The following is a 23,611-nucleotide window of genomic DNA, read 5'->3' on the forward strand; positions in this document are numbered from 1 at the left end:
TCCTATCATGATACTCGACACCCTTGCCAATAGTAAAAAGTACCAGGCCCTACATCCTTTATTTGAAAAGGCCTTTGCCTACCTTTCCGACCAGAACCTGTCCACGATGGCAGATGGAAAGTACGAGATAGATGGAGACAGGTTGGTAGCAGCTGTTTTCACCAAACCTGGCAAATCAACGGAAGAAGCCAATGAAAAATTTGAATGCCATGATAAGCACATTGACATTCAGGTCTGTATAAGCGGAAAAGAATCCATTGGCTGGAAACCCAGGGAAAATTGCAAGCAGGTAAAAGGAGACTACAACCCTGAAAAGGACGTTTCTTTCTATGCAGATGCACCGGAAATGTACTTTGGCATGGAGCCGGGTCAGTTTGTCATCCTTTTTCCCGAAGATGTGCACTCCCCGCTCATTGGTGACGGGGAAATAAAAAAAATGGTGATTAAAGTTAAGATTTAATAATAGCACCTATACAATTGCAATTTTAAACGTATTCGGAGCTAATCTATCCATATCCTTATGAACAAAAAAGACTCAATTTTAAAGAAAATACCGGAGCAAGCGCTCCTTCCCTTGTATTTCGATAAAGATGAAACGGTGAGCCTGGAGGTGTTAAAAGCCTTGTATAAAGCAGGTATCCGTATGGTAGAATACACCAATCGCGGAGAAGCGGCCCTTTCCAATTTCAAGAAAATGGTTGCACTGCGGGACAGTGAAATGAAAGACCTCCTTTTGGGAATTGGAACGATAAAAAACAAGGAAATGGCTTCTACTTACATTGCGGCCGGAGCTGATTTCATCATTTGTCCGGGGCTGGTAGAGGAAGTGGCTGAAGTAGCCGATAAGCACGAAATGCTGTGGATTCCCGGCTGCATGACTCCTTCCGAGATCATTAAGGCAGAAAACATGGGTGCCAAAATGATCAAACTGTTCCCAGGAGATATGCTGGGTCCCGGGTTTATGGGAGCCATCAAATCATTGTTTCCCAATTTATTGTTTATGCCTACCGGAGGTGTTTCCCTGGATAAGGAAAACATCAAAGCTTGGTTTGATGCAGGCGTTTGTGCTGTAGGCATGGGAAGTAAACTAGTAAGTAAGACCTTGCTGCAGGAAAAAAACTATTCCAAAATTCAGGAAACCGCCGTGAAGGCTCTCGCAGTCGTCAAAGAAGTAAAAGGCTGATTCTAATCAATAGTCAGCAGCTAAACCAGCATTCCTCTTTTACAAAGAAAGGATGCTGGTTTTTTAATTTTCAGAGGGCAACATATTCCGAATGGCTGCAATTTTCCAATGATTCCCTTTTTTCACTGCGACAAAGGTACTCCACATTTTCCGTTCGGAGCCATCCTCATTTTTAATAATGTAGCGGGCATCCGCCAATCCCACATTTTCATCCATATACCGAACCCTTTCTACTTTCAGGATTCGGTCTCCTGGATTTGCTCTGGAACTACCAGCCATTCCCTTGATTGCGGCAACCTTTCCATGCCTCCATTCTCCGGTAGAAACCAGTTGATCCATGTCCTCGGTAATAATATCCTTTAGCAACACCGTATCTATCCGATCCCTGGCATCTGCATACTGTGCTACCAGTTGGATAATGGCCTTGCCATCCTCTATAGTCTGTGCCTTCAGTGGAACTGAAAGCAATAGCGCTATTAGAAGACTACCTATCATCGTTTTGCCGTACATAATCCATCTTGTTTGTCCTAAATATAACCATTTTTTGACTGACTTGGTACCCATTTGCATGACGGATCTGATTTGAACCAGGTTTACCAGAAGAATTATGGCGATTGACTGTGATTTAGTAATATTGAATAATCGTCAAAAGAAGACTTATCCCTTTTTTCAGTCATAAACAAAATTGGATTCATTACGTTTTTACATTATGGTTCGAACAAGCACTTTCATTGCCTTTCTGTCGTTGCAACTATTTGCTACCGGCCTTCCTGCATTGGGGCAGGATTCCACGTATACCTATGACGCTCCCAGCAGGGATGGATCGGGAAAATGGTACATGGGCCGTGAAATATCCCAAATCATGGGCTTTCATGGCATGGCTTGGCTGGAAAGGCCAGGAAGGTCGGAAGAAGAAAACACCGAACTCGCCATCGAAAACTTACCATTGACAGCCACTAGTGTAGTAGCAGACATTGGTGCCGGATCGGGTTTTTATACCTTCCGAATCGCAGAAAGGGTACCGGAGGGGAAAGTGTATGCGGTGGAAATCCAGAAAGAAGCCATTGACTACCTTCAAAATAAGGCCGACAAGCTCAATATGAATCAGGTTATTCCCGTCTACGGAACAGAGAAATCTCCGAACCTAGCGGATAACAGCCTGGATTTGATCCTGATGGTAGATGTGTACCACGAATTGGCCTTTCCTCAGGAAATGCTTCAAAACATGAGAAAAGCACTAAAACAAGATGGCAAACTGGTACTGATAGAGTACCGGGGAGAGGATCCGACCGTTGCCATCAAGCCCTTGCATAAAATGACAGTGAAGCAGGTTACCAAAGAACTCTCCGCAAATGGGTTTGAATTGGTGAAGAATGGCCAGTTTTTAAATATCCAGCATTTTCTGGTTTTTGGCAAAGAGCGGTAAGTCATTTTTTCAATTCAGGGGCCACTTCACATCGCTGACCTTCTAACAGGGAAGAAATGGCTTCCTGATCCCATGTTTGTTTGATTTTGTGCAACATGGCATCGTACTCTTTTTTATAACTCTTTCTTTTGATGGCTTCGACAAATCTACGGACATCTGTTCGGGTTTCGAGTAGCAAGGGAGGCACCGGAGTAGGCTTATCGTCCTCCCCTTTTGCGACCATGGTAAAATAGCAGGTATTGGTATGTTTTACAACGCCGGTTTTTACATTCTCGGAAATGACCTTGATCCCGATAATCATCGAACTATTGCCCACATGGTTTACAGACGCCTTTAAGGAAACCAACTCCCCTACTTCTACTGGCTGGAGAAAATCAACCGTATCTACCGAAACCGTGACACAATAGGCGCCGGAATGCTTACTAGCGGCAGCATAGGCTACTTTGTCCATCAGAGAAAGCAAAATACCTCCATGTATTTTTCCTCCAAAATTGGCATAGGATGGAATCATTAACTCGGTCATGGTGACCCGGGAAAAATTAGCTGGCTTTGCAGGTGGGAGTACAGTCATTTAAATGGATAGGTATACTTCAAACTAAATCGTAAACGATTTCAAAGATAGGCAAGATTTTTACAAATTTATACGAAAGAAATGTAGCGTCCCATGCCTAAAGCAGGAGAACCAGGTTTTGCCTATCAAAATCATTCCAGCGCAAATTACCTGAAATGCCCCGGACCTTATTCTGACGATTCTTCCGACCGGTATTAACGAAAAGGAATGGTAATTTCAATCAGTCTATTTAAACATTCAAAAAGCAGTTTTTTTTTGGTTTCGAATCAATTTGTTATTTTTAAATTGTCGTTTATACCAAATTGACTAATTTAAATAACCCAAAAAAGCTGAAATGTTTAAGGACTTAAACCGTGATTTACCGGCCAGTATCGTTGTTTTTTTTGTAGCCCTACCCTTATGTCTGGGCATAGCACTGGCCTCCGGAGCCCCACTTTTTTCAGGAATTATCGCAGGAATTATCGGAGGGATAGTAGTTGGAATAGCCAGTGGTTCTCCCTTGGGAGTGAGTGGCCCCGCAGCGGGGCTGGCTGTCATCGTTTTTTCTGCCATCGAAGAATTGGGAGGGAATTGGGAATTTTTCCTGGTTTCTGTAGTCATCGGAGGGATCATACAACTTATATTGGGATTTGCCAAAGCAGGTTTTATTGCCTATTTCTTTCCAACATCGGTCATTAAGGGGATGTTGACGGGGATTGGTTTGTTGATAATTTTGAAACAAATTCCTCATGCATTGGGATGGGATAAAGATGTATTGGGAGATTTTGCATTTTCTCAGATCGATGGTGAAAATACTTTTACTGAGATTATTGCTGCATTTCAAAATATCACACCAGGCGCATTGTTGATCACGGTGATATCAATGGCCATTCTGATTCTCTGGGAAATGGTGTTATCTAAAAAACATAAAATATTTCAATTATTACAGGGACCTGTTGTGGTGGTATTGGTTGGCATATTGATGTACTATCTTTACCAAACCGATATTTTGAATTTTTCTTTAAATAGCACTCAGGTAGTCAATATCCCTGTCCCTGAAAATGCTAGCGATTTTTTTGGTCAATTTACATTCCCTGATTTTTCTGCATTGGCCATGCCGGAAATATGGAGAATAGGGGTTATCATAGCAGTGGTAGCCAGTTTGGAAACGCTTTTATGCGTAGAAGCCACAGATAAATTGGACCCGCAAAAAAGAGTTACTCCAACCAACAGAGAGCTAAAAGCACAAGGTCTGGGCAATACCATTTCAGGTTTGGTTGGGGGATTACCCATTACACAGGTCATTGTCAGAAGTTCTACCAATATTGCATTTGGGGGAAGGACAAAAATGTCAGCCATTATACATGGCTTCTTTCTGCTAATCAGTGCCATTACTATTGCCAATGTTCTAAACATGATTCCTTTGGCCAGCTTGGCAGCCATATTATTTTTAGTTGGCTATAAATTGGCGAAACCTTCCTTATTTAAGCAAATGTATTCACTGGGAAGAGAGCAGTTTGTTCCTTTTATAGTCACAGTAGTGGCCATATTGCTAACAGACCTGTTACAAGGAATAGCAGCAGGTATGATCGTTGGCGGTTTTTTTACGCTGTATCATAGCTACCGTAATTCTCACCATATGAAAGAAGAGGTCTCAGATGAAAAGGGGGTTAAGGTTTATCATTTAATTCTAGCCGAAGAAGTTTCCTTTTTTAATAAAGCTAGTGTAATCAAGGAGTTGGACAAAATACCTCCCGGATCAAAGGTAGTAATTGATTGCACAAAATCGGTTTCTATCTCTTATGACGTAATAGAGGTCATTAAAAACTTTGAGGTAAATGCGAAAATGAAAGATATTACCGTAGAAAAAATCAACTTTAGGGACCCTGTTGAAAATTAATTTTAAGTACAATTCCTCATTTTACTGGTTAAGGTTATGGTTTCAATTCTTAATTTTCATGGTGCAAGCAATTGGAGGAAATTGTTTGCTTATGGATTCTCGAAATAATTCCAAAAACCATAATACTTAACAAAGCTGCAAAAAAACACCAAATGGAAACTAAATGATCTGAAAAGAAAATAATAGTGACCATAAAGGATACAAGTACTGCAAACCCCAGAAACCTTACCCCCTTTCTCCCTGCTATAAAGGGGCTTGCTGCAATGGGGAGAAAATAAAATACACCACTCCATTTTTCCAAAAATACTGGAAAATCCAGTGTATATTTAATGTGTCCAGACCGAATTTCAGCAGAAAAATCAAAGGCAATCATACAATATAAAAAATAACCGGAAACAGATATTCCCATAAGCAAAAGGACGGAAAGTATCTTTCGCCGCATGGGGTTTTCTTCAAGAAATAAAATTGAAAGGGGAACCCAAAATGGCCACAATAGCTGAGAAAATCCCAAAAAAATCAAAGTTGGCAAAAACCTCCATTTCGAATGTTCGGTTTCTCCCAATCCAATCCAAAGCATCCCCTCAGAAAACTGTTGAAGAGCAAACAGTAATGGAATAACTGAAAAGGGCAAGTATCGGGGATTTTGGGTTTTCTTTATGGTGGCTATCCCAATTGTTCCCAAAACAATACCTGCTCCAAAACTTGCTTCGGCTGAAAAACACATTTGCTGTCCGTTTTATTAAATGGTGAGTTGAGCTAAGATAAATCCTAAAATGCATGGTGAATTTATTATGAAGGTCAAAAAATAGATCGGTTAAAAGGAAATGAATATTTTAATTCCTGTATGATTGATTTTAAAGATCCGTTTAGCTCGGATTTTCCGGAATCATGAAATCCCTGAAACACCTATTGTATCTAATGGATGGGTATTGTTTTCCAAGGTATTTCTTTTATTCAAAATATTTCTAAAAAATAATACTATTTTCTTATTTTAATAATCTAAAAGAAAAGCTATCATGCCAAAAGCAGAAGAACCCGATTTTGACTATCAAAACCATTCTTATGCAGATTACCTCAAATGGGATCTGGATGAAATGGTAGAATTGATTAAAGGCCGGATTTTTAAAATGTCCCCCGGCCCCAACAGGCTCCATCAAAAGGTATCCGGACACCTTTTCAATGCTTTTTTCAATTACCTCAAAAACAAGCCTTGTGAGACCTATGCTGCGCCCTTTGATGTGCGATTGCCCAGGCATTCCAAAAAAAATGAAGCGATATATACGGTAGTCCAACCCGATATTTGTGTCATTTGCGATCCGCTCAAACTGGACGATGCCGGATGTGTTGGCGCCCCGGATTTGATCGTAGAGATCCTTTCTCCTGGTAACAATCGAAAAGAACTGGTAAACAAATACGAAGTTTACGAGGAATCTGGTGTTAAGGAATACTGGGTTATTCACCCCATTGAACAAACAGTATTGATTTATTCCCTGATAAATGGGAAATTTCATCCCTCCCGGCTTTTTACGGCAGGTGATGTAGTAAAATCCGCGGTGATCGAAGGATATCAGTTGGATCTAGATGCTTTTTTTAAAAATATTGCCTGAGGACTGCTATCATCTATTTTTCCCCCTTTCACTACAGCTCCGATTGATGGATTTACCAGATGAAAATGTTTCAGGGTATCGAAATAGTCCATGGGCATTTATCAAATAACCGTGGCTGGAAAAAGGAACCATCAATGGAATAATTGATAATTTCTAATTAAAAATGATGCTTCCTTTTTATATTGTAGGCCAAATTCAATGGCTTCAGGCCAATACCTTATTTAAACCCATGTGCCGAATTACTATTTTTCTATTCCTGCTCCTATCTTATAGTTCCTCCCTATTTGCTCAACCAACCTTCGACCCCAAAGATGGAGACAGGGTGATTTACCTGGGCAATGCGCTAATGGAGAACGAGCAACACTATGGATTTTTGGAATACCTGATTACCACCAATCATCCGGAAAAGCACCTTTCCTTTCGAAATCTGGGCTGGTCCGGGGATACCGTTTTTGGAGATGCCAGAAGTTATTACACCAATCCTCCGGGTCCCTTTGATCTTTTGATCAGCCAAATAAAAGCCACTCGGGCAGATTGGGCATTTTTGGCCTATGGAGGTATTGAAGCTCAAAGTGGCTCAGATGGGCTTGGTAAGTTTGAACAGGGATTAAATCGGTTGCTGGATTCATTGGAAGCCATGGGTACCAAAGTCCTGTTGATTTCTACCATTCCCCAATACATGGCTGAAGAGTCGGAGTTATCGAAACAGTATGCTGGCAACCTGAAAACATACAACCAAAGCATGGCAGATCTTGCAACGACCAGAAACCTGACCTACCTGGATGCCTATGAAGCCTTTGAAAAACAAAACCAAGCTGATCTGTGGGAGCCCAATGGGGTTCACCTGAGCTCGGAGGGCTATCTGTTATTTGCCCAAACCCTGGTAGAAAAAATGGGCCTGCCGGTCGTAGAACCTACTGAAATCCTGATAGACATCAGGCAAAATTCACTTAATTCCCCCAACACTGGGAAACTGTTGAGTGCTGACCCCGATTCGGGCAAATTGGAATTTATTCAAACTAATAATGGCCTACCTCAACTTGTCTCTCAGGATTCCTTTAAAGGTCCGGAAATCCGTATCCAAGGCTTGAAAAAAGGCTATTATCAGCTTTTTATGGATGGGCAGCTGCTTGCGGTATCCGACCACCGTACCTGGAACGAGGGGCTTTTTATAGATCTTTCCCAGGCTGGAAAACAATTGCTCGATAGGATACGCGAAAAAGACAAAATATATTTTCAACAATACCGGCCACAAAACAGGACCTATATCCTGGGTTTCCGCTCCTACGAACAAGGCCGGCATAAGGCTGGACTGGAATCCCTTGATGCCCTGGTTTTTTGGTTGGATGGAAAAATCAACCGGACCAAAAATCCGAAAGAGCTTCATTTCACCTTAGAGCCCTTGCCCTGAAAAAGCGGATTTTTCAATAAAAATGACAATCATTCCCGATGAAAAATAGTTATCCGATGCTTCCCATATACGATTGTTCCGGTATTAAGCCGAAGAAGGTCGTTAAAAGATTGTTTATTACCCTTCTGCTGCTATGCGGTGGAAAAGACCTCCTGGCCCAGAATGCCTTGCGGGATATCCCCTCCCCGGACCCCAAGATACAAATGGACATGTTCCAGGTAGCCGATGGTTTTGAGGTGAATCTCTTTGCTTCCGACCCCATGGTGGTCAAGCCCATTCAAATGAACTGGGACGAAAAAGGAAGGCTTTGGGTAGTCAGCAGCACCGTCTATCCGCACTTAAAACCAGGGGAAACAGCCAATGACAAAATCCTGGTTTTGGAGGACAGTAATGGAGATGGAAAAGCCGATATATCGACGGTTTTTGCAGAAGGGCTGTTTACTCCTACGGGAATTCTTCCCGGAGACGGCGGGGTCTATGTGGCCAATTCCACGGAGATATTGCATTTAAAAGATACGGACGGTGATGGAAAGGCCGACGAATCCCAAACCATCCTGACCGGATTTGGTACCGGAGATACCCATCATCTCATCCACACCTTCCGCTGGGGACCTGATGGACTGATGTACTTCAATCAATCGATTTACATCTACAGCCATGTAGAAACTCCCTGGGGGATCCGCCGGCTGGAAGGTGGCGGTGTTTGGCAGTACAATACCAAGACCCGGCAACTGGAAGTCTTTTCCCGGGGCCTGATCAATCCCTGGGGATTGCAATTTGATAAATGGGGAAGGGCATTTCTTACCGACGGAGCAGGTACGGAAGGTATTAACCATGCTTTTCAGGGAGCAACATTCGTTACCGCTCCCGGAGCTGACCGTATTTTAAGAGGCTTAAATCCAGGTCAACCGAAACACAGTGGCTTGGATATTGTTTCCGGCAGTCATTTGCCAGCGGACTGGCAGGGAAGCCTTATTACCAATGATTTCCGTGCCAATCGCATCAACCGGTTTAAGCTGGAAGAGCGGGGCAGCGGATTTATTTCCACGCAGGAGGAAGATATTTTGTGGACCGACCATATTGGTTTCCGACCCGTGGACATTTTGCAGGGTCCGGACGGGGCCATTTATGTAGCCGATTGGTACAATCCCATCATCCAACACGGAGAGGTGGACTTTCACGATCCAAGAAGAGATCAGCAGCATGGCAGGATATGGAGGATTACCAAAAAGAACAGCCCCTTGGTAGCAAAACCACACTTGGATCAAATGAAGATTCCAGCACTTTTAGAAGTCCTGAAGGCTCAAGAAAGTGGAACAAGACTACAGGCAAAGCTATTACTTAAATCAAAATCCGAATCAGCGGTCATTCCTGAACTGGAAAAATGGCTGGAAAACCTGTCCCCTGCCGATCCTGATTACGAACATCATTTATTGGAAGGACTTTGGGTTCACCAGGTCATGGGCAGCCCCTCCCTTCCCCTACTCAAAAAAGTACTACAGGCCAGGGACCCCGGAGCCCGGGCAGCGGCAATTAGGATATTAAACCAATGGAGAGTTCATGTACCTGATCACATGCAATACCTAAGTCAAGCTATTACAGATAACCATCCCTCAGTCAGGCTGGAAGCCGTGGTTGGTCTGCAAAATGTAAACGAAGCTGGGTCAGCAGCCCTTGCGCTCAATGTCCTGGATCAGGAAATGGATACCAATCTGGAATTTGCTCTATGGAATACCGTTAAAGCATTGAGCAAGAATTGGCTGCCAATGGTTTTGCAAAATCCGGACTACTTTGGAGATATTTCTAAAACCGTTTTTGCTTTGCAAACGGTCAGTGATCCCAAAGCCATTGCCCTGTTAGGCAAATTATACGAGAAAGATCAAATCCCTGAATCATCCAGGGCGCAAGTAATTCAAACCCTAGCCAGGTACGGTTCTGAAAGGGAATTGGCCATCATTTTTGCCAACGTACTCTTACCAGACACGGAAAAGTCAGAGAAACTACAGGCATTAGATGCCTTGGTTCAGGCATCACAGCAACGAGATCTTTCGCCGTCAAATGGAGGGCAGGGCCTTGAGCTCTTGCTTGATTCAAAAGAGGAAGAGGTGGTTAGCAAAGCCTTACTCCTGGCGGGCACATGGAAAAAGGTTGAATTACGAGAGAATGTATTACGTTTGATAAACCAGGGGAGTCAGCCCCTGCGTAAAGCAGCACTACAGGCATTGGCACAAATGGGAGACGAGCCCAGTGAGCAAGCACTTTATGCCTTAGCCACCAGCACCGATAAGCCAAAAACCCAAGTGCTGGCACTTATCGAGCTTGCGGCAGCAAAGCCTGAGGTAGCACTTCCCTTTGCGATGGATCTATGGAATCAGAATATTCCGGAAGCAGCAGCAGGAGAATTATTCGGTGCCTTTATGAGAACCGAGCGGGGAACAATGGCACTTACAGAAAAGCTCAAAGAAACGAAAATTCCTGACCCCATGGCCCTAGAGGGTAGAAAGGTCATGCAGCGCTACATTCCCTGGCACCGGCGAAATAGTCCAGTAGCTAAGGAACTCCTTTCCGCGCTGGAAGCATCTGGTGGGGTGTTACCTCCTGAGCGCATGCCCCAACAATTGGATGCTAACCAGGTTTATGCCCTGGCCCAGGAGGTAAAGACAAAAGCAGACCCCATCATTGGAGAAAGTATTTACCGCAGAAAATCGCTTATGTGCCAAAACTGCCATGCACTGGGTGGAGCAGGCGGCCGACTGGGGCCGGATTTGAGTTCGCTCGGCACCAGCTCACCCATAGATAACATCATTCAATCCCTGCTGGATCCATCCGAATCGGTCAAGGAAGGCTACGAACTCCAACGAGTGAATAAGACGGATGGAACGGTGATAATGGGCTATCTGATAAGTGATGGTTCTGAGGAGTTAATCATGCGTGACATGTCGGGCATGGAAACTTCCCTTCCCAAAAGCCAGGTAGCTAGTCGGGAAAATGTCCCCGGTTCGCTGATGCCTCCTGGCCTGACAGCAAGCCTGGAAAAGGATGAATTTATTAATCTGGTAGGTTACCTGGCCAAATTGGGAAGTTCGGGAGATTTCCGGGTGACCAATGAAAAATTCGTCCGAAACTGGCTGGCAGTTACAGACTCCCAGGAAATAAACAAGCTTCCCTCCAAAGATAAAGTAGGTACATCGAGCTTCCCTCCTATTAAAAAGGGCAGCCTGCCTCTTTACAGCATGGTGGCCGGAGGCTTGCCCGTTAACGAAATTCCGTCTTTTACAACGGCCGACGGTAGGAAAATGGGTCTGGTACAGTTTGAGGTGGAAATACTCCTCGAAGGGAAACTTTCCCTGCAGGTTAATTCAGCGAAGGGCTTAATGGCTTGGGTGAGTGATGAATTGCTCATCTTTGAAAATAGGGAAGCTTCCTGCCAGCTTCCACAAGGAAAACACCTGGTTCATGTCGCAATTGACCTGGAGGAAAGGAACCAGGATGTCCTTCAGTTAAAAGTAATAGAAACAGGTAGTAATGATTCCCAAAATAAACTAATGGTCGGAAATTAACGACGCAAGCCCAGCTATCTCACCGCTTATATCAGGGCTTAGCATGCCTTAATTCCAAGCCAATGGAAGTTCTGGGGACAAAACCTTTCCAGGTTTCTTCCAGTGAATTCGCGGATAAATCAAGAAATGATTCGTAATCCAGCCCTTTCAGGTGGATGCCTAAAAAGGCGGTCACAAAGTGCTGATTGATATTATTGATTCTTCGTTCCTTCCAAACCGGCTCGCTGTAATGCATGTAATCGGCCTGATCCAGGTCGGGAGATACGGGCGGGTTGGGTGCTACGTTATGGCGGGCATTTAGATAGGTCAGCAAATATCTGTTTGTATTAACCGCTCCTTCGTAAATGGCTTTGACGCCCTCTTCATAACCAGAAATGTCGTCCTCACTCCCAGCAATAAGGAAGGTAGGAATCCGGAGGTTTTCAAGTCCTTCTGCGTCCCAAACTCCTCGCTGCATGCCCCAGGGTGCAAACGCTACAATGGCTTTTACCCTTGAATCTACCGTACCGCTATAGGCAGGATCAGCAAGGCTACGTTCGGCTAATTTTTCACTTCCACCGGTCATTTGAGAAAAAGCCTCTACGAAACCCGGCGAATAGCCTGCTCCTCCAGCATTCAACACGCCATAGCCCCCCATGGAATAGCCTATTAATGCGGTGTTTGCAGCATCTACCATCCCGGACAAAAAATGGTCTGAACCAGATTCATTCAACCGGGCCATTTCATTCAGTACAAAGAAATCATCCAGTGCTCGGTGATAGAGGGTGCTGGCAAATTTCCCCGCATCTGCATGCGTGGATTCGGTGTGGTCAATCGCCACCACAACGTAGCCCTTGGAAGCCAGGTTTTCGGTCAGATAGGTCATCAGGAAACGGGATCCCGGGTATCCATGTGAAACAATAATGAGCGGAAATGGCCCCTCGCTGTCGTTGGGAGTTGCATTTCGAATGGCCCGGCCAGAAAAAGAAAAGGCTTCTAGCGGACGATCCGGATCGTTAGGGCTTCCTAAATAATCCTGGTAGGTTACCCTCTGGGCATCCGGGCTTTTTGCTGCCGGATACCATACTTCCACCGTCAGCGGCCTGTCGTATTCAGGAGTTTCATTTTCTTTATAGTTCAGGATGTCCGGCTGATTTTTGTGAAGTAATTCCAGTGTCTGAACCCCTACCTGAAAGTTGCCTCGGTAAGCCAGCTCAGGGGCATCTGGCAGCGGGTCGCCAAATACAAACGGGTTATTCTGAGAATAAACCGGACTGCCAGTGAAAAACAACAAGATAAAAAGAAAAAAAGCGGTAGAAGATAAGGTACGAATCATAAATAGAGTAGCCGGTTTAAGTGTAAGCCTGCGTAAAGATAGGGAATTCTTCATTTCTGTGGTTGGATTTTTGTAACCTTTAGTTGATGTAAGTAGGACTACAAGAGGTTACCGACCAAAGGTTGTCAATCATTGAATAAGGTTGACGAATTTTCAAGAAATAAAGATTATGTTTGCTTATGGAAATTCTAACCATCCAAATTTTTCCATTTTGACTAAAAACCAATCTTTCAAACCCTTGATAGAAAAGCAGCGCATAGTGGATATTGGCCGCTCTCTTTTTAAGCGTCCCGGAAAAGACATCCCAGCAGGAATAGTAGTATTCCTGGTGGCACTGCCTTTATGCCTGGGCATAGCTCTGGCAAGTGGTGCTCCGTTGATTTCCGGACTAATATCCGGAATGATTGGAGGTTTGATCATAGGGATCTTGAGTAAGTCTCACACGAGTGTTTCAGGTCCTGCAGCCAGCCTTTCTGCCGTGGTGTTAACCGCAATCAATATCCTGGAAACGTTTGAGGTATTCTTGCTGGCTTTATTTATTGGAGGCCTCATCCAGGTAATCCTGGGGTTTCTTAAGTCCGGCATGATTGCCGATTACATGCCAACCAGCATTATTAAGGGCCTATTGGCAGCCATAGGTCTTATACTGGTTATTTCTCAATTGCCCTATGCCTTGGGAGTAGAACTGGATAATAGTCGGATTTTGGACTATTCACAGGATTTTTTCATCGGAGTTCAGGAAAAAATCAGCATGATTATGGCTTCTTTCGCACCTGGAGCCTTGGTGCTTTCGGCGATTTCGTTACTGGTGATGATATTTTGGGATAAAACACCCCTTAAAAAATTCAAGCTACTGCCTCCTTCCCTATTTGTGGTAATTATGGGCGTGTTACTCAATCAGCTTTTCAGGTACTTCGTACCGGCCTTATATCTCGACGGGGTCCATTTAGTAAGCATACCTAAAATAAGCAATATCGCTTCTTTTCTTACCTTTCCAGATTTTTCGGCCATTGGCAGTTTTCAGGTTTGGACCTATGCATTCACCATTGCCATTGTCGGATCCATCGCATCGTTATTAAATCTGGAAGCGACAGACAATCTGGATCCCCATAAGAGAAGAAGTCCACCAAATCAGGAACTAGTGGCTCAGGGAATCGGAAACAGTGTCGCAGGTTTAATTGGCGGTATTCCGATTACTTCGGTGATTGTGAGAAGTTCCGTAAATATTGAGGCAGGTGCTGAAACCAAATTGTCGACCATTATACACGGTTTTTTACTAACTATCAGTGTATTGTTTTTGAGTAGCGTCATTAACCTGATTCCGCTGGCTTCGCTTGCTGCTATCTTGCTTTTGGTCGGATACAAACTGACTTCCTATTCCATCATTACGCAAATGTTTCGAAAGGGATGGTCTCAATTTATTCCCTTTGCGGTAACCGTCATTGCCATTTTATTGACGGACGTGCTGGTGGGAGTTTTGATTGGTTCTGCATCCAGTGTGTTTTTCCTACTGAGAGGTAATTTCTATAACCCTTTCTACGTGGAAGAAACCAACCCTGGAAACAAAAGGAAAACAATTCGCCTGGAACTCTCCAACGAGGTTTCATTTTTGAACAAACCCGCCATAAAACGTACGCTCTGGAACCTTCCAAAAGGTGCAAAGGTGGTTATTGATGCTTCCTTTTCTTCCTATATAGAACCGGATGTGCTGGAAATTTTCAATGATTATAAAAATACCTTTGCCAAAGAAAACGCCATTGATTTCACCATCACCGGGCTGAGGGACAGTTATTCACCTTCAAACGAAGTATTGGTAGACAAAAAGGAAATAATTGACCGAAACGAACTTAAAACGCCTACTCAGGTGATTCATTACCTGGAGGAAGGAAATAAGCGGTATGTGGACGGCAACCTTGTATCCAGAAGGTTTCAGAACAAAAAATTGATGGACTTTATCAAAGACGATCCCCTCGCAGTGGTGGTCAACTGCATCGATATGCGGGAGCCTTTAAACATGTTGCTGAATACCGGCATTGGAGACCTGATTCCTTTAAAGGCGGCAGGGAACTTATTGGATGAGCACCTGGTCCACACCTTGGAAATTTCTTGCAGGGAACAAGGTGCCATTTTGATTCTGCTAATGGGAAATTCAGGAAACAAACTTATCAAAAATGCCTTAAAGAATATCCTGAATGATCCGGACGCACCACTAAGCCCCCTGCTAAAACCTGCGGTCGAAGCAGGGTATTTCATTCCCGGAAATTTTCGCAAGGAATCTTTGAATTCGTGGACTGAGGCAATCTCTATGTGGAATTTGAAACATTCAGAAGAGCAGATCCTGGCTGCAAGCGCCTATCTGAAAAATCAAATCAACTCGGGAAAAATAGGCTTGTCCTCCGCTTTTTTACGACGAAAAAACGGAAAAATAGACTTCCCTCCCCTTCAACCCGTCAAATCGCCCAGAATAAGTTCTGAGAAATCGAAATAAAATTCAACTAACTATCATGAAGATCATTTTCCATACCCTGCTAAAAACCATCCTGACCTCTGGTTGCTTGTTACTTTTTTTGCACTATCAGGGCTGTACTTCCAGCAAAGGAGGAAAGACCAAAAAATCGGAAGATTGGCAAGTCTTATTCAATGGTGAAAATTTGGAAGGATGGATTCCTAAATTTCATCACCACGAATCCGGGGAAAACTATGCCAATACCTTTCGGGTGGTAGATGGTGAAATTCAGGTGAATTACGATAACTACTCCAGTTTCGACGAACGCTATGGCCACCTTTTCTATGAAAAACCGTTTTCCTCTTTCCATCTTAAGTTCGATTATCGATTTACGGATCAGTGGATGGAGGATGCTCCGGAGTACACCTATCGAAACAGTGGGGTAATGTTTCATTCTCAATCCCCGGAAAGTATTCTGAAAGAGCAGGACTGGCCCATTTCTGTCGAGTACCAGATGCTTGCCGATGCAGGAGATGGAAACCCCAGGCCCACAGGCAATATGTGCTCTCCGGGTACGGAAGTCTTTTATCAGGGTGAAATGGATCCCAGGCATTGCATCAACTCTTCCTCTCCTACATTTCCCTGGGATGAATGGGTGCAAGCTGAACTGATCGTTTACGGTGATTCGCTGGTTATACATAAGGTTAACGGGGTCCAGGTGCTGGAATACACGCTACCTCAAATAGGTGGTGGTGTGGCCAATAGATACGACCCGGAACTAAAAGTGGATGGCAAGCCCTTAACAGAAGGATATATTGGACTGCAAGCTGAAGGTCAGGGGGTTGTATTCAAAAACATCGTTATCAAAGAATTGGAATAGTCTCTTTTGAATCAGGGATTGCCACCAGCCAAATCTGGTAAGGAAATTGCGGTTGAATCTAAATAAATCAGTCTCCAATCCAGCAATTCAATGAAATACGTTGTACTCATTTTTGGCTTTTTAGTCATTCTGGCCTCGGCCTTGCCTATAATTCATACCGGCACCTGGTGGATCCGCATTTTTGATTTCCCACGGATTCAGATTGCGGTGCTCTGCCTGTTGGCATTGGCCTTAGCTTTTTATTTTCTTAGAACAGAAAGCCGGTGGCTTCGGGCTGTTTTTATAATTTTATTGCTTGCCTCATTGGTACACCAACTCTCTAAAATCATCAGCTTTACCCCCCTGGTCGAACCTACTGCCAAAAGGGCAACGACAGGAGGTACATATCAAAAATTTACCCTTTTGCTCAGCAATGTGCTAATGGAAAACCAGGATTACGATAAATTAAAAAATCTGATCGCCACCAGAAATCCTGATTTGATACTATTAACCGAGCCGAACCTGCTCTGGACCAAAGCTCTTATCGATCTGGACCAAGAATACCGCCACACTATAAAAGAACCTTTAAACAATACCTATGGAATGGTCTTGTTATCCAAGTTTCCCCTTCATAACGGTAAGGTTAATTATTTGGTTGAAAATAACATTCCTTCTATTTTTGCGGAAATACAGCTCCCCAATGGGGATCAATTTGATTTTTTTGGCGTTCATCCGGAACCTCCCAAGCCCGGATCTGATACCTACGAAAGGGATACGGAGCTATTGATAATCGGGAAAAAAATCAAAGAAAATCCCCGACCGGTGCTGGTTGCCGGTGATTTAAACGACGTGGGCTGGTCTAAAACATCCACCTTGTTTAGGCGGTACAGCCGGTTGGTAGACCCTAGGGAGGGCCGGGGCTTTTTCAATACCTACAGTGTATTTTTGCCCTTACTGCGCTATCCCTTAGACCATGTTTTTTATTCCAATGATTTCGGATTGGTTCGCATAGAAAAACTGGAGCCGATAGGTTCAGACCATTTTCCAATGTGGCTCGAACTAACCTTTGAGCCGGATTCATCAGAAACGGAAGAAGTGCCAAAAACCGATCAGAAAGATAAACAGGAAGTAGAAGAAAAGGTGGAAAAAGGAAATGAAGAGAGCCAGGAATCTTCAAATTGACCCGATTGCAGCCAAAGGATGTAAGCAACTTTTTAGAACCTATCTTAAGAACCGATCCATGAAAGCCACTTTATTAGGCCTGCCCAATGTTATGGTTTTGGCAAGGGCGAAGTCATGGAGTTTAGCGGACAAAAACGATTTTAAAGATTTATTTGGCTTCCTAACCGGTTCGGTAAAAAATCAGTGCAAATCCGGGCTCATTTTGGCTCGGATTTTTTGTTCCATTTTTCGTTCCTTATTCCAATCGCAATCCTTCCTATTCAGACTACCGATATAAAATTCGATGAGTCATTTAAAAACCAAAAAGTAATTTATAATTTGAAAAAAATAACGTTGATGAATCTTGAAACCCGGAAAGCCCCTTAAAAGCCTTTCTCAAGTCAAACCCTACCGGATTGAAATACAGCATTTCATGTACATAATCAACTTATTAATTGGGCAAGCTACTTTCCTGTCTTAGGTAAACATTAAAAACAGAGCCCTTATCCCATTCACTTTCGGCTTCAATTTTTCCACCGGCTTCTTCTACCAGTTTTTTTATTAGAAAAAGCCCGATACCCAGACTTTCACCCGTATGGGATCGGTCATGAAGCGTACCGAATTTGGTAAAAAGTTGATCCATTTTCTGCGGTTGTATGCCCTTGCCATTGTCCATGACGGACAACACGACATAATCACCTTTTCTATAGGAACTGACATGGATCTTAGAGATTCGCTCGGGAGATTTGTATTTAATGGCGTTGGAAATAAGGTTAAAAAGTATACTTCTTAATTTCTTTTTCGGAAAATTCAGATGGCTTACCTGAAAGGAACGAGATAAAACAGCCCCGGAATCTAAAAATTGCCCATTGATACTTTCCAGAACTTCGGTTAATACGGTTTTGATAGTTACCTGACCCTTGATATCCGGTTTGTCTTCCCTTCCGTTTAGCTTCAAAATTTCATTCATGGAAGCTTTAAAATTATTTATTGACTTTAATACAGGTTTGGAAAGGGTGACCATTTCCTCTGGATCCTGCGTATCCATCATCAAATTGATTAGGGAAATAATATTGTTTAAAGGCCAATTTAAATCATGAGATATATGGTAAATGACTGATTTATATTCCTTGTTTGTATACTGCAATTCCAGGATTTCAGCCAATAAACGCTGATTTTCCGTAGAAATCTTTTCAAAATCAGCTTTCTTTAATTCAACCTCATCGGAAGTATTTGGCGCAACACCATTGGTCTTATTTCCAACTGGCTGATAAAATTCACTCTTCATTTTTAGCTGTATTTTGTTAAAATGTAGTAACAAATGTAAAAAAATCAGAAATGAATAAATTACATAAATATTGGTGATATTTATAAAAATTAATTATCTCACCAAGAATCAGGTTATCAAAGGCGTGTTTGTTTTTAAACAGCCTAATTTCACTCCTTCGTAAGGAAAAAATCTGTGACTTATATAATTTTAATCTATTATAATGTAAATTATTCGAAAAGGGTTAATGCAATCTTTGTCTGAATTGCCAACTGATTCGGATTTACCCAGAAAGTGTAATCATTCAGAATTAAATTCCAGGAAAACCCTTTTAACTTCTGAGGTTAGCGAAATCGAATAAAAATTAGTACATTAAAGTTGTGACGAACCTTCCGAAAATTCATATAAAATTCATGGTCAGCCTTCGCTGCAAGCTGATGGTAAGGCAGGAATTAGAAAAACTAAATATTCCATATACAACCATTCAATTGGGTGAGGTAGAACTTTTAAAGCGACTCACCCCAGACCAACATGACCTGTTGCAAACAAATCTGAAAAAATCGGGTCTGGAACTGTTAGATGACAAAAGGAGCATCTTGATCAATAAGATCAAAAGTGTGATTGTAGAAATGGTCCATTACACTGATGAAATCCCTAAAATTAACTATTCCGACTATATCAGCGAGAAGCTTGGCTATGATTACATTTACCTGTCCAATATTTTCTCAGAAATCACTGGAATTACCATTCAGCAATACATTATTATTCACAAAATAGAACGGGTAAAAGAACTCTTACTGTACGATGAGCTCAATCTTTCCCAAATTGCTCACCTATTAAATTACAGCAGCTCTGCGCATCTTTCCAACCAATTTAAAAAAATAACGGGCCTTACCCCCTCTTATTTTAAAGCTCTGAAGAGGAGAAGGGAGACAAACCTTGAAAATATATAAACTAATTTTTGCAATGTATAATGCTTTACATTAATAATAATTAAACCTTTATAAAGAATTTTAAACCATTGGATAATGATAGGTTCTAATAAAGGTGATGCTGAAAAAGATGACAAAGAATTAGAAAAATCAACATCCCATTTAATTGCGGGAATTATCGAATACTTACCTCGTTCCGTGATAAGCAAAACCATATTAAAAAAGATTACCGGAAATATAACGGTTTCCTGTCTGGATGCCGGGGAAGAGATGGAAGAAAAATCACTACCGTTTGATATCTATGTTCAGATAATAGACGGGACCGCCGAAATCCTGATTGATAAGGAGGTTTATACACTGGTTTTGGGTGAAGGGATCGTTATTCCAGCCCATTCCTTCCATCATTTCAATGCCAATGAGCAGTTCAAAATGATCTCTACGGTCATCAAGTCCGGGTACGAAGATTGAGCTTCAAAGCGAGTGGAATGACATCGAATCAGCTCTTGTTGCTCGGGTGAAACAAGTGCATTTTTTTTCTCATTAACCCATTGTAGAAAAATTTCAGATAAAATGCTTAGTTTTAAAGTCCAGTGGCTACTATTAACTTAGGACTTTATAGCTTATTAGACATTATTAATGGAAGGCGAACCAAAAATCATTGGTAGTAAAAACAAAATCGAAAAAGGCTTGATTTTGAAGGTTTCCAAAATGAAGCCGGTAATCAAACCCACCAAACCTCACCGACACGAAGGATACCACGAGCTGATCTACCTATCTAAAGGAGCCGGTCAACATACCGTGGGAGACCTGGCTTATGAGGTGCAGCCTCCCATGGGATTTTACCTGAATCTGGGCCAGGTACATTGCTGGGATTTTTCAAAAATCCCGGAAGGATACGTGATCCTATTTAGGGAAGAAGCCCTGAGCAGCTACCCCAGGGCATTGGCCCATCTTTATAGCTTACAGGAAACGTTTAAGCTTCCGGAGGGAGATTCTTCCTTACTTCGATTAGCCGAAGTATTTTACCTCGACTTTAAAAATAATGCTTCGCAGGACCTTTTATCCGCTCATTTAAATACGCTTATCTATAAAACGATTCAACTTCCCCTTCAGCAGGCAGCCATTCACCCGAATGTATTGGATGAATTTGTGCGGTTTAAAAAACTGGTGCAGGAAAACTACCTGCACATGAAAACAGCGGAGGCCTACGCCAATGCCATGCATATTAGTATCCGAAAGCTAAATCAACTTTGCCAAACTGCCACTGGGGGAAATGCCATTGAAATGATCCGTGAGCGGATGCTTATCGAATCCAAAAACCTACTCAGCCATACCGGATACCCGGTAGCTGAGATTGCCTATCAATTGAACTTTTCAGATGCCTCTAATTTCATCAAATTTTTTAAATCTCAAACTACCCTGACTCCCACTGAATACCGTGCAAAACTGTAAAATCTACCATTATTGTCAATAATCTACCGTAAGAATGCAGGTATTCGGAACGTACTTTGTGACATGAATTCCTTATTGACAAAATTTTTATTTACCTGCTTTTTACAACTGATCCTTTGTTTTCCCATTTTTGCACAAATTTCTATCTTGGGAAGGCTCAAGGATGCCAACGAAAACAGCCCCATTGAATACGGAAGTGTCGGTTTGTACGACAGGTCAGATTCCAGCCTGGTGGCAGGAACCGTCACAGAGCCGGATGGGAAATTTGAACTAACTAAAGTCAAACCCGGCGCCTATTACCTACTCATCCAGTTTATGGGATATGACCCCTATGTGATGGAGGAACTGGCACTTAGCCCGGGGCAGTCGCTGGATCTGGGAACCATCACCTTATCCCCAAACGAGCAATTGCTGGAGATGGTTGAGGTCTCAGGAACTCGTTTTACTACCATGCACCAATTAGACCGGCAAGTATTCGAGTCGTCGGAATTTAGGTCGGGGCAGGGCGGCACGGCCATCGATCTGATTCGAAACCTTCCTTCCGTAAGCATCAACGCAGCGGGGGAATTATCCGTAAGAGGATCGACCGGTTTTGTGATCATGCTAAACGGCAAACCCGTGCAATCCGATCCTTCAGTCATCCTGGGCCAATTGCCTGCCAATGCCATCAAAAACATTGAAGTCGTGACAGCTCCCTCAGCTAGGTACGATCCGGAAGGAAAGGCCGGGATTATCAATATCACCACGGAGAAAGGTGCCACCGACGGGACTTTTGTACAGCTCAATACCCGAATTGGAGCCCCCAGCATACAGGATTACGACAATAGGAAAAAACCGCAACGGTATGGAGCTGATTTTACGCTTAATCACCGGAAAGGCGATTGGGACATTTCCCTGGGTGCCAGTTACCTGAGAAATGACATCAATGGCCGGAGAATAGGAGATGTATATACCATAAGGGGAGACACAACCACCCGCTTTCCATCAGAGGGTGAAAGGGGTTTCGATGAGGAAGCCTATTCTGGTCGCTTTACAGTAGCCTACACCCCTGATGCCAACAATGAATTCAGTCTGGGTTTTTACGGAGGGATCAGGGGCAAAGACCGGACAGCAGATATCCTTTACTATGATAATCATGCTGAAATCGGAGGCGAAAGGCTGTATTCCATGCAATATTTCAACGAAAACCTGCGAATCCGGCGAAGTGATTTTGCTTTGGGAAGCTTCGATTATACCCATACATTTGATAATGAGTCCAGTATCTCCAGTTCTTTTCTGTACGAATACACCATGTTGGGAGGTCCGACCACCAACCGCAACCTGGGTTTTCCGAATACCGATCGGATATATCAGGACGAATACAATACCAATGACAATCCCTTGCACGGGATTCGCTGGCAGGTAGACTACGAATCCAAACCAACTCCCTGGGGAATCATAGAAACAGGCTATCAGTTTAGAAACCTGGATCATCAGGGAGATTTTGTTTACGAACGAAGGAATAATGAAACGGGCGAATTTGAATTGGTACCTGAATTTTCCTCCAATGTGGAATTGACCCGGGTCATCCATTCCGGATACGGACAACTAACCGGACAAAAAAGCAAATGGGACTATTCCATCGGTGTACGGATGGAATACATGGACCGTGAACTGCTGCTTCAGGACAAATCCAACACCGTAGACAGCCTTTATACGTACGATTTTTTGCTACCCTATCCTTCTGCCAGCATACAATATAAGTTGGGAGAAGATACTCGGCTGAAGGGGGCATACAGCCGAAGGGTGGAACGAACAACCACTTTCAAAATGAATCCTTTTCCTGAACGTGAGCATTCCGAAACCCTGGAACAGGGAGATCCCACCTTACTACCTGAATTTATTGACCTGGTAGAAACCGGATTGGTAAGAGACCTTGGGGAAAACAGCGTCTATGGTACGGCCTATTACCGGCATGTAAAAAACCTGGTCAACCGGGTAAATACCGTTTATAACGACACCATATTGAACCGGATCTATTCTAACGTAGGAAGCGGGAGGTCCATAGGAATGGAAGTGGGCCTGGAACTAAATCCCAGCAAGAAATGGAAGGTGTTTGCAGGGGGAAATCTTTACCGTTACCGGATCAGGGGAAGCTTTGATGACCGGCCGATTAATAATGCCGCTTGGGTCTATTCCATAAATGCCAATACCAGTTTTGACTTCTCCTCTACCTTTAGTGCCCAATGGTCGGTCAACTACCTTTCTGACCGAATTACTGCCCAGGGAGAAGATTCGGATTTTTTATCCCCCAACCTGGTGCTTACAAAGACGTTTATGAACGACCGGCTCAATGCCAGTCTGCAATGGCTCAACATGGACATGGGCCTTCTTCGTACCAATGAGCAACGGATCAGCACCTGGAGGGAAAACGAATTTTATACCACCACGAATTACGTGCTGGAAGTGGATATGGTGCTACTGAATCTTAGCTACACCCTCAATCCTTCCCGTGATAAATCCCGTTTTATTAAAAGCGAATTTGGTGAAAAGGAATTCTAAT

General features: G+C 43.1%; 19 protein-coding genes. 14 read left to right on the forward strand and 5 right to left on the reverse strand.

Features of this window, described 5'->3' with window-relative positions; all coding sequences use genetic code 11:
• The first annotated feature begins 7 nt into the window (after positions 1 to 7).
• Together GKS34_RS03520 and GKS34_RS03525 are read left to right on the forward strand one after the other, a co-directional pair.
• Entirely contained in the window at positions 8 to 460 is a 453-nt protein-coding gene (locus tag GKS34_RS03520) for a NanQ anomerase/TabA/YiaL family protein (RefSeq protein ID WP_163383410.1), read from the forward strand.
• A gap of 60 nt (positions 461 to 520) precedes the next feature.
• On the forward strand, positions 521 to 1,183 hold the full coding sequence (locus tag GKS34_RS03525) for a bifunctional 4-hydroxy-2-oxoglutarate aldolase/2-dehydro-3-deoxy-phosphogluconate aldolase (RefSeq protein ID WP_163383411.1): 663 nt from the start codon (positions 521 to 523) through the stop codon (positions 1,181 to 1,183).
• Positions 1,184 to 1,246: 63 nt separating this feature from the next.
• Here GKS34_RS03525 and GKS34_RS03530 read toward each other — a convergent pair whose 3' ends face one another.
• Entirely contained in the window at positions 1,247 to 1,693 is a 447-nt protein-coding gene (locus GKS34_RS03530; protein ID WP_163383412.1) for a DUF4440 domain-containing protein, read from the reverse strand.
• A 199-nt stretch (positions 1,694 to 1,892) separates the two neighbouring features.
• Between GKS34_RS03530 and GKS34_RS03535 the strand changes: the two genes are divergently transcribed.
• Positions 1,893 to 2,609: a class I SAM-dependent methyltransferase gene (locus GKS34_RS03535; protein WP_163383413.1), complete on the forward strand. Its 717-nt coding sequence runs from the start codon at positions 1,893 to 1,895 to the stop codon at positions 2,607 to 2,609.
• A 1-nt stretch (position 2,610) separates the two neighbouring features.
• Here the strand turns inward: GKS34_RS03535 and GKS34_RS03540 are convergent, their stop codons facing one another.
• A complete protein-coding gene (locus tag GKS34_RS03540; protein WP_235940989.1) occupies positions 2,611 to 3,180 on the reverse strand; it encodes an acyl-CoA thioesterase in 570 nt (189 codons plus the stop codon).
• A gap of 334 nt (positions 3,181 to 3,514) precedes the next feature.
• Between GKS34_RS03540 and GKS34_RS03545 the strand changes: the two genes are divergently transcribed.
• Positions 3,515 to 5,059, forward strand: a complete 1,545-nt coding sequence (locus GKS34_RS03545) for a SulP family inorganic anion transporter (protein WP_163383414.1) — start codon at positions 3,515 to 3,517, stop codon at positions 5,057 to 5,059.
• A 49-nt stretch (positions 5,060 to 5,108) separates the two neighbouring features.
• Here GKS34_RS03545 and GKS34_RS23715 read toward each other — a convergent pair whose 3' ends face one another.
• Positions 5,109 to 5,783: a DUF6629 family protein gene (locus GKS34_RS23715; RefSeq protein WP_290228711.1), complete on the reverse strand. Its 675-nt coding sequence runs from the start codon at positions 5,781 to 5,783 to the stop codon at positions 5,109 to 5,111.
• Between the two features lie 292 nt (positions 5,784 to 6,075).
• On the opposite strand from GKS34_RS23715, the gene GKS34_RS03550 reads away from it, so the two are divergent.
• The 3 genes from GKS34_RS03550 to GKS34_RS03560 all read left to right on the forward strand — a co-directional run bounded on the left by GKS34_RS03550 (position 6,076) and on the right by GKS34_RS03560 (position 11,637).
• Positions 6,076 to 6,666 (forward strand): Uma2 family endonuclease, encoded by a 591-nt coding sequence (locus tag GKS34_RS03550; protein WP_163383415.1) that lies wholly within the window; start codon positions 6,076 to 6,078, stop codon positions 6,664 to 6,666.
• A gap of 163 nt (positions 6,667 to 6,829) precedes the next feature.
• Positions 6,830 to 8,077, forward strand: coding sequence for a GDSL-type esterase/lipase family protein (locus GKS34_RS03555; protein ID WP_163383416.1), 1,248 nt, complete (start codon positions 6,830 to 6,832; stop codon positions 8,075 to 8,077).
• Between the two features lie 38 nt (positions 8,078 to 8,115).
• The gene (locus GKS34_RS03560) at positions 8,116 to 11,637 is read left to right on the forward strand and encodes a PVC-type heme-binding CxxCH protein (RefSeq protein ID WP_163383417.1); all 3,522 of its coding nucleotides are present in this window, start codon (positions 8,116 to 8,118) and stop codon (positions 11,635 to 11,637) included.
• A gap of 31 nt (positions 11,638 to 11,668) precedes the next feature.
• On the opposite strand, the gene GKS34_RS03565 is transcribed toward GKS34_RS03560, so the two are convergent.
• The gene (locus GKS34_RS03565) at positions 11,669 to 12,952 is read right to left on the reverse strand and encodes an alpha/beta hydrolase family protein (RefSeq protein ID WP_163383728.1); all 1,284 of its coding nucleotides are present in this window, start codon (positions 12,950 to 12,952) and stop codon (positions 11,669 to 11,671) included.
• Positions 12,953 to 13,163: 211 nt separating this feature from the next.
• Here GKS34_RS03565 and GKS34_RS03570 point away from each other — a divergent pair, with 211 nt between their 5' ends.
• The 3 genes from GKS34_RS03570 to GKS34_RS03580 all read left to right on the forward strand — a co-directional run bounded on the left by GKS34_RS03570 (position 13,164) and on the right by GKS34_RS03580 (position 17,439).
• A complete protein-coding gene (locus GKS34_RS03570) occupies positions 13,164 to 15,440 on the forward strand; it encodes a bifunctional SulP family inorganic anion transporter/carbonic anhydrase (RefSeq protein WP_240459180.1) in 2,277 nt (758 codons plus the stop codon).
• 16 nt (positions 15,441 to 15,456) lie between these two features.
• A complete protein-coding gene (locus GKS34_RS03575; RefSeq protein ID WP_163383418.1) occupies positions 15,457 to 16,278 on the forward strand; it encodes a 3-keto-disaccharide hydrolase in 822 nt (273 codons plus the stop codon).
• Positions 16,279 to 16,368: 90 nt separating this feature from the next.
• Complete coding sequence (locus GKS34_RS03580; RefSeq protein ID WP_163383419.1) at positions 16,369 to 17,439, forward strand: endonuclease/exonuclease/phosphatase family protein; 1,071 nt, start codon at positions 16,369 to 16,371, stop codon at positions 17,437 to 17,439.
• Between the two features lie 430 nt (positions 17,440 to 17,869).
• Here GKS34_RS03580 and GKS34_RS03585 read toward each other — a convergent pair whose 3' ends face one another.
• Positions 17,870 to 18,706, reverse strand: a complete 837-nt coding sequence (locus GKS34_RS03585) for a sensor histidine kinase (protein WP_163383420.1) — start codon at positions 18,704 to 18,706, stop codon at positions 17,870 to 17,872.
• Between the two features lie 392 nt (positions 18,707 to 19,098).
• Here GKS34_RS03585 and GKS34_RS03590 point away from each other — a divergent pair, with 392 nt between their 5' ends.
• The 4 genes from GKS34_RS03590 (at position 19,099) to GKS34_RS03605 (ending at position 23,610) form a co-directional block, all read left to right on the forward strand.
• Positions 19,099 to 19,638 (forward strand): helix-turn-helix domain-containing protein, encoded by a 540-nt coding sequence (locus tag GKS34_RS03590; RefSeq protein WP_163383730.1) that lies wholly within the window; start codon positions 19,099 to 19,101, stop codon positions 19,636 to 19,638.
• Between the two features lie 75 nt (positions 19,639 to 19,713).
• A complete protein-coding gene (locus GKS34_RS03595) occupies positions 19,714 to 20,085 on the forward strand; it encodes a cupin domain-containing protein (protein ID WP_163383421.1) in 372 nt (123 codons plus the stop codon).
• A gap of 168 nt (positions 20,086 to 20,253) precedes the next feature.
• Positions 20,254 to 21,069, forward strand: coding sequence for a helix-turn-helix domain-containing protein (locus GKS34_RS03600; RefSeq protein ID WP_163383422.1), 816 nt, complete (start codon positions 20,254 to 20,256; stop codon positions 21,067 to 21,069).
• Positions 21,070 to 21,081: 12 nt separating this feature from the next.
• Positions 21,082 to 23,610: a TonB-dependent receptor gene (locus tag GKS34_RS03605; protein ID WP_240459181.1), complete on the forward strand. Its 2,529-nt coding sequence runs from the start codon at positions 21,082 to 21,084 to the stop codon at positions 23,608 to 23,610.
• Position 23,611 lies beyond the last annotated feature (1 nt).

Source organism: Cyclobacterium jeungdonense (assembly GCF_010994275.1).
Lineage (GTDB): Bacteria > Bacteroidota > Bacteroidia > Cytophagales > Cyclobacteriaceae > Cyclobacterium > Cyclobacterium jeungdonense.

Excerpts from the sequence above, each read along its gene's own strand:
- GKS34_RS03520 (WP_163383410.1), top strand. The coding sequence starts at position 8 with ATGATACTCGACACCCTTGCCAATAGTAAAAAGTACCAGGCCCTACAT.
- GKS34_RS03525 (WP_163383411.1), top strand. The coding sequence starts at position 521 with ATGAACAAAAAAGACTCAATTTTAAAGAAAATACCGGAGCAAGCGCTC.
- GKS34_RS03530 (WP_163383412.1), bottom strand. The coding sequence starts at position 1,693 with ATGTACGGCAAAACGATGATAGGTAGTCTTCTAATAGCGCTATTGCTT.
- GKS34_RS03535 (WP_163383413.1), top strand. The coding sequence starts at position 1,893 with ATGGTTCGAACAAGCACTTTCATTGCCTTTCTGTCGTTGCAACTATTT.
- GKS34_RS03540 (WP_235940989.1), bottom strand. The coding sequence starts at position 3,180 with ATGACTGTACTCCCACCTGCAAAGCCAGCTAATTTTTCCCGGGTCACC.
- GKS34_RS03545 (WP_163383414.1), top strand. The coding sequence starts at position 3,515 with ATGTTTAAGGACTTAAACCGTGATTTACCGGCCAGTATCGTTGTTTTT.
- GKS34_RS23715 (WP_290228711.1), bottom strand. The coding sequence starts at position 5,783 with ATGTGTTTTTCAGCCGAAGCAAGTTTTGGAGCAGGTATTGTTTTGGGA.
- GKS34_RS03550 (WP_163383415.1), top strand. The coding sequence starts at position 6,076 with ATGCCAAAAGCAGAAGAACCCGATTTTGACTATCAAAACCATTCTTAT.
- GKS34_RS03555 (WP_163383416.1), top strand. The coding sequence starts at position 6,830 with ATGATGCTTCCTTTTTATATTGTAGGCCAAATTCAATGGCTTCAGGCC.
- GKS34_RS03560 (WP_163383417.1), top strand. The coding sequence starts at position 8,116 with ATGAAAAATAGTTATCCGATGCTTCCCATATACGATTGTTCCGGTATT.
- GKS34_RS03565 (WP_163383728.1), bottom strand. The coding sequence starts at position 12,952 with ATGATTCGTACCTTATCTTCTACCGCTTTTTTTCTTTTTATCTTGTTG.
- GKS34_RS03575 (WP_163383418.1), top strand. The coding sequence starts at position 15,457 with ATGAAGATCATTTTCCATACCCTGCTAAAAACCATCCTGACCTCTGGT.
- GKS34_RS03580 (WP_163383419.1), top strand. The coding sequence starts at position 16,369 with ATGAAATACGTTGTACTCATTTTTGGCTTTTTAGTCATTCTGGCCTCG.
- GKS34_RS03585 (WP_163383420.1), bottom strand. The coding sequence starts at position 18,706 with ATGAAGAGTGAATTTTATCAGCCAGTTGGAAATAAGACCAATGGTGTT.
- GKS34_RS03590 (WP_163383730.1), top strand. The coding sequence starts at position 19,099 with ATGGTCAGCCTTCGCTGCAAGCTGATGGTAAGGCAGGAATTAGAAAAA.
- GKS34_RS03595 (WP_163383421.1), top strand. The coding sequence starts at position 19,714 with ATGATAGGTTCTAATAAAGGTGATGCTGAAAAAGATGACAAAGAATTA.
- GKS34_RS03600 (WP_163383422.1), top strand. The coding sequence starts at position 20,254 with ATGGAAGGCGAACCAAAAATCATTGGTAGTAAAAACAAAATCGAAAAA.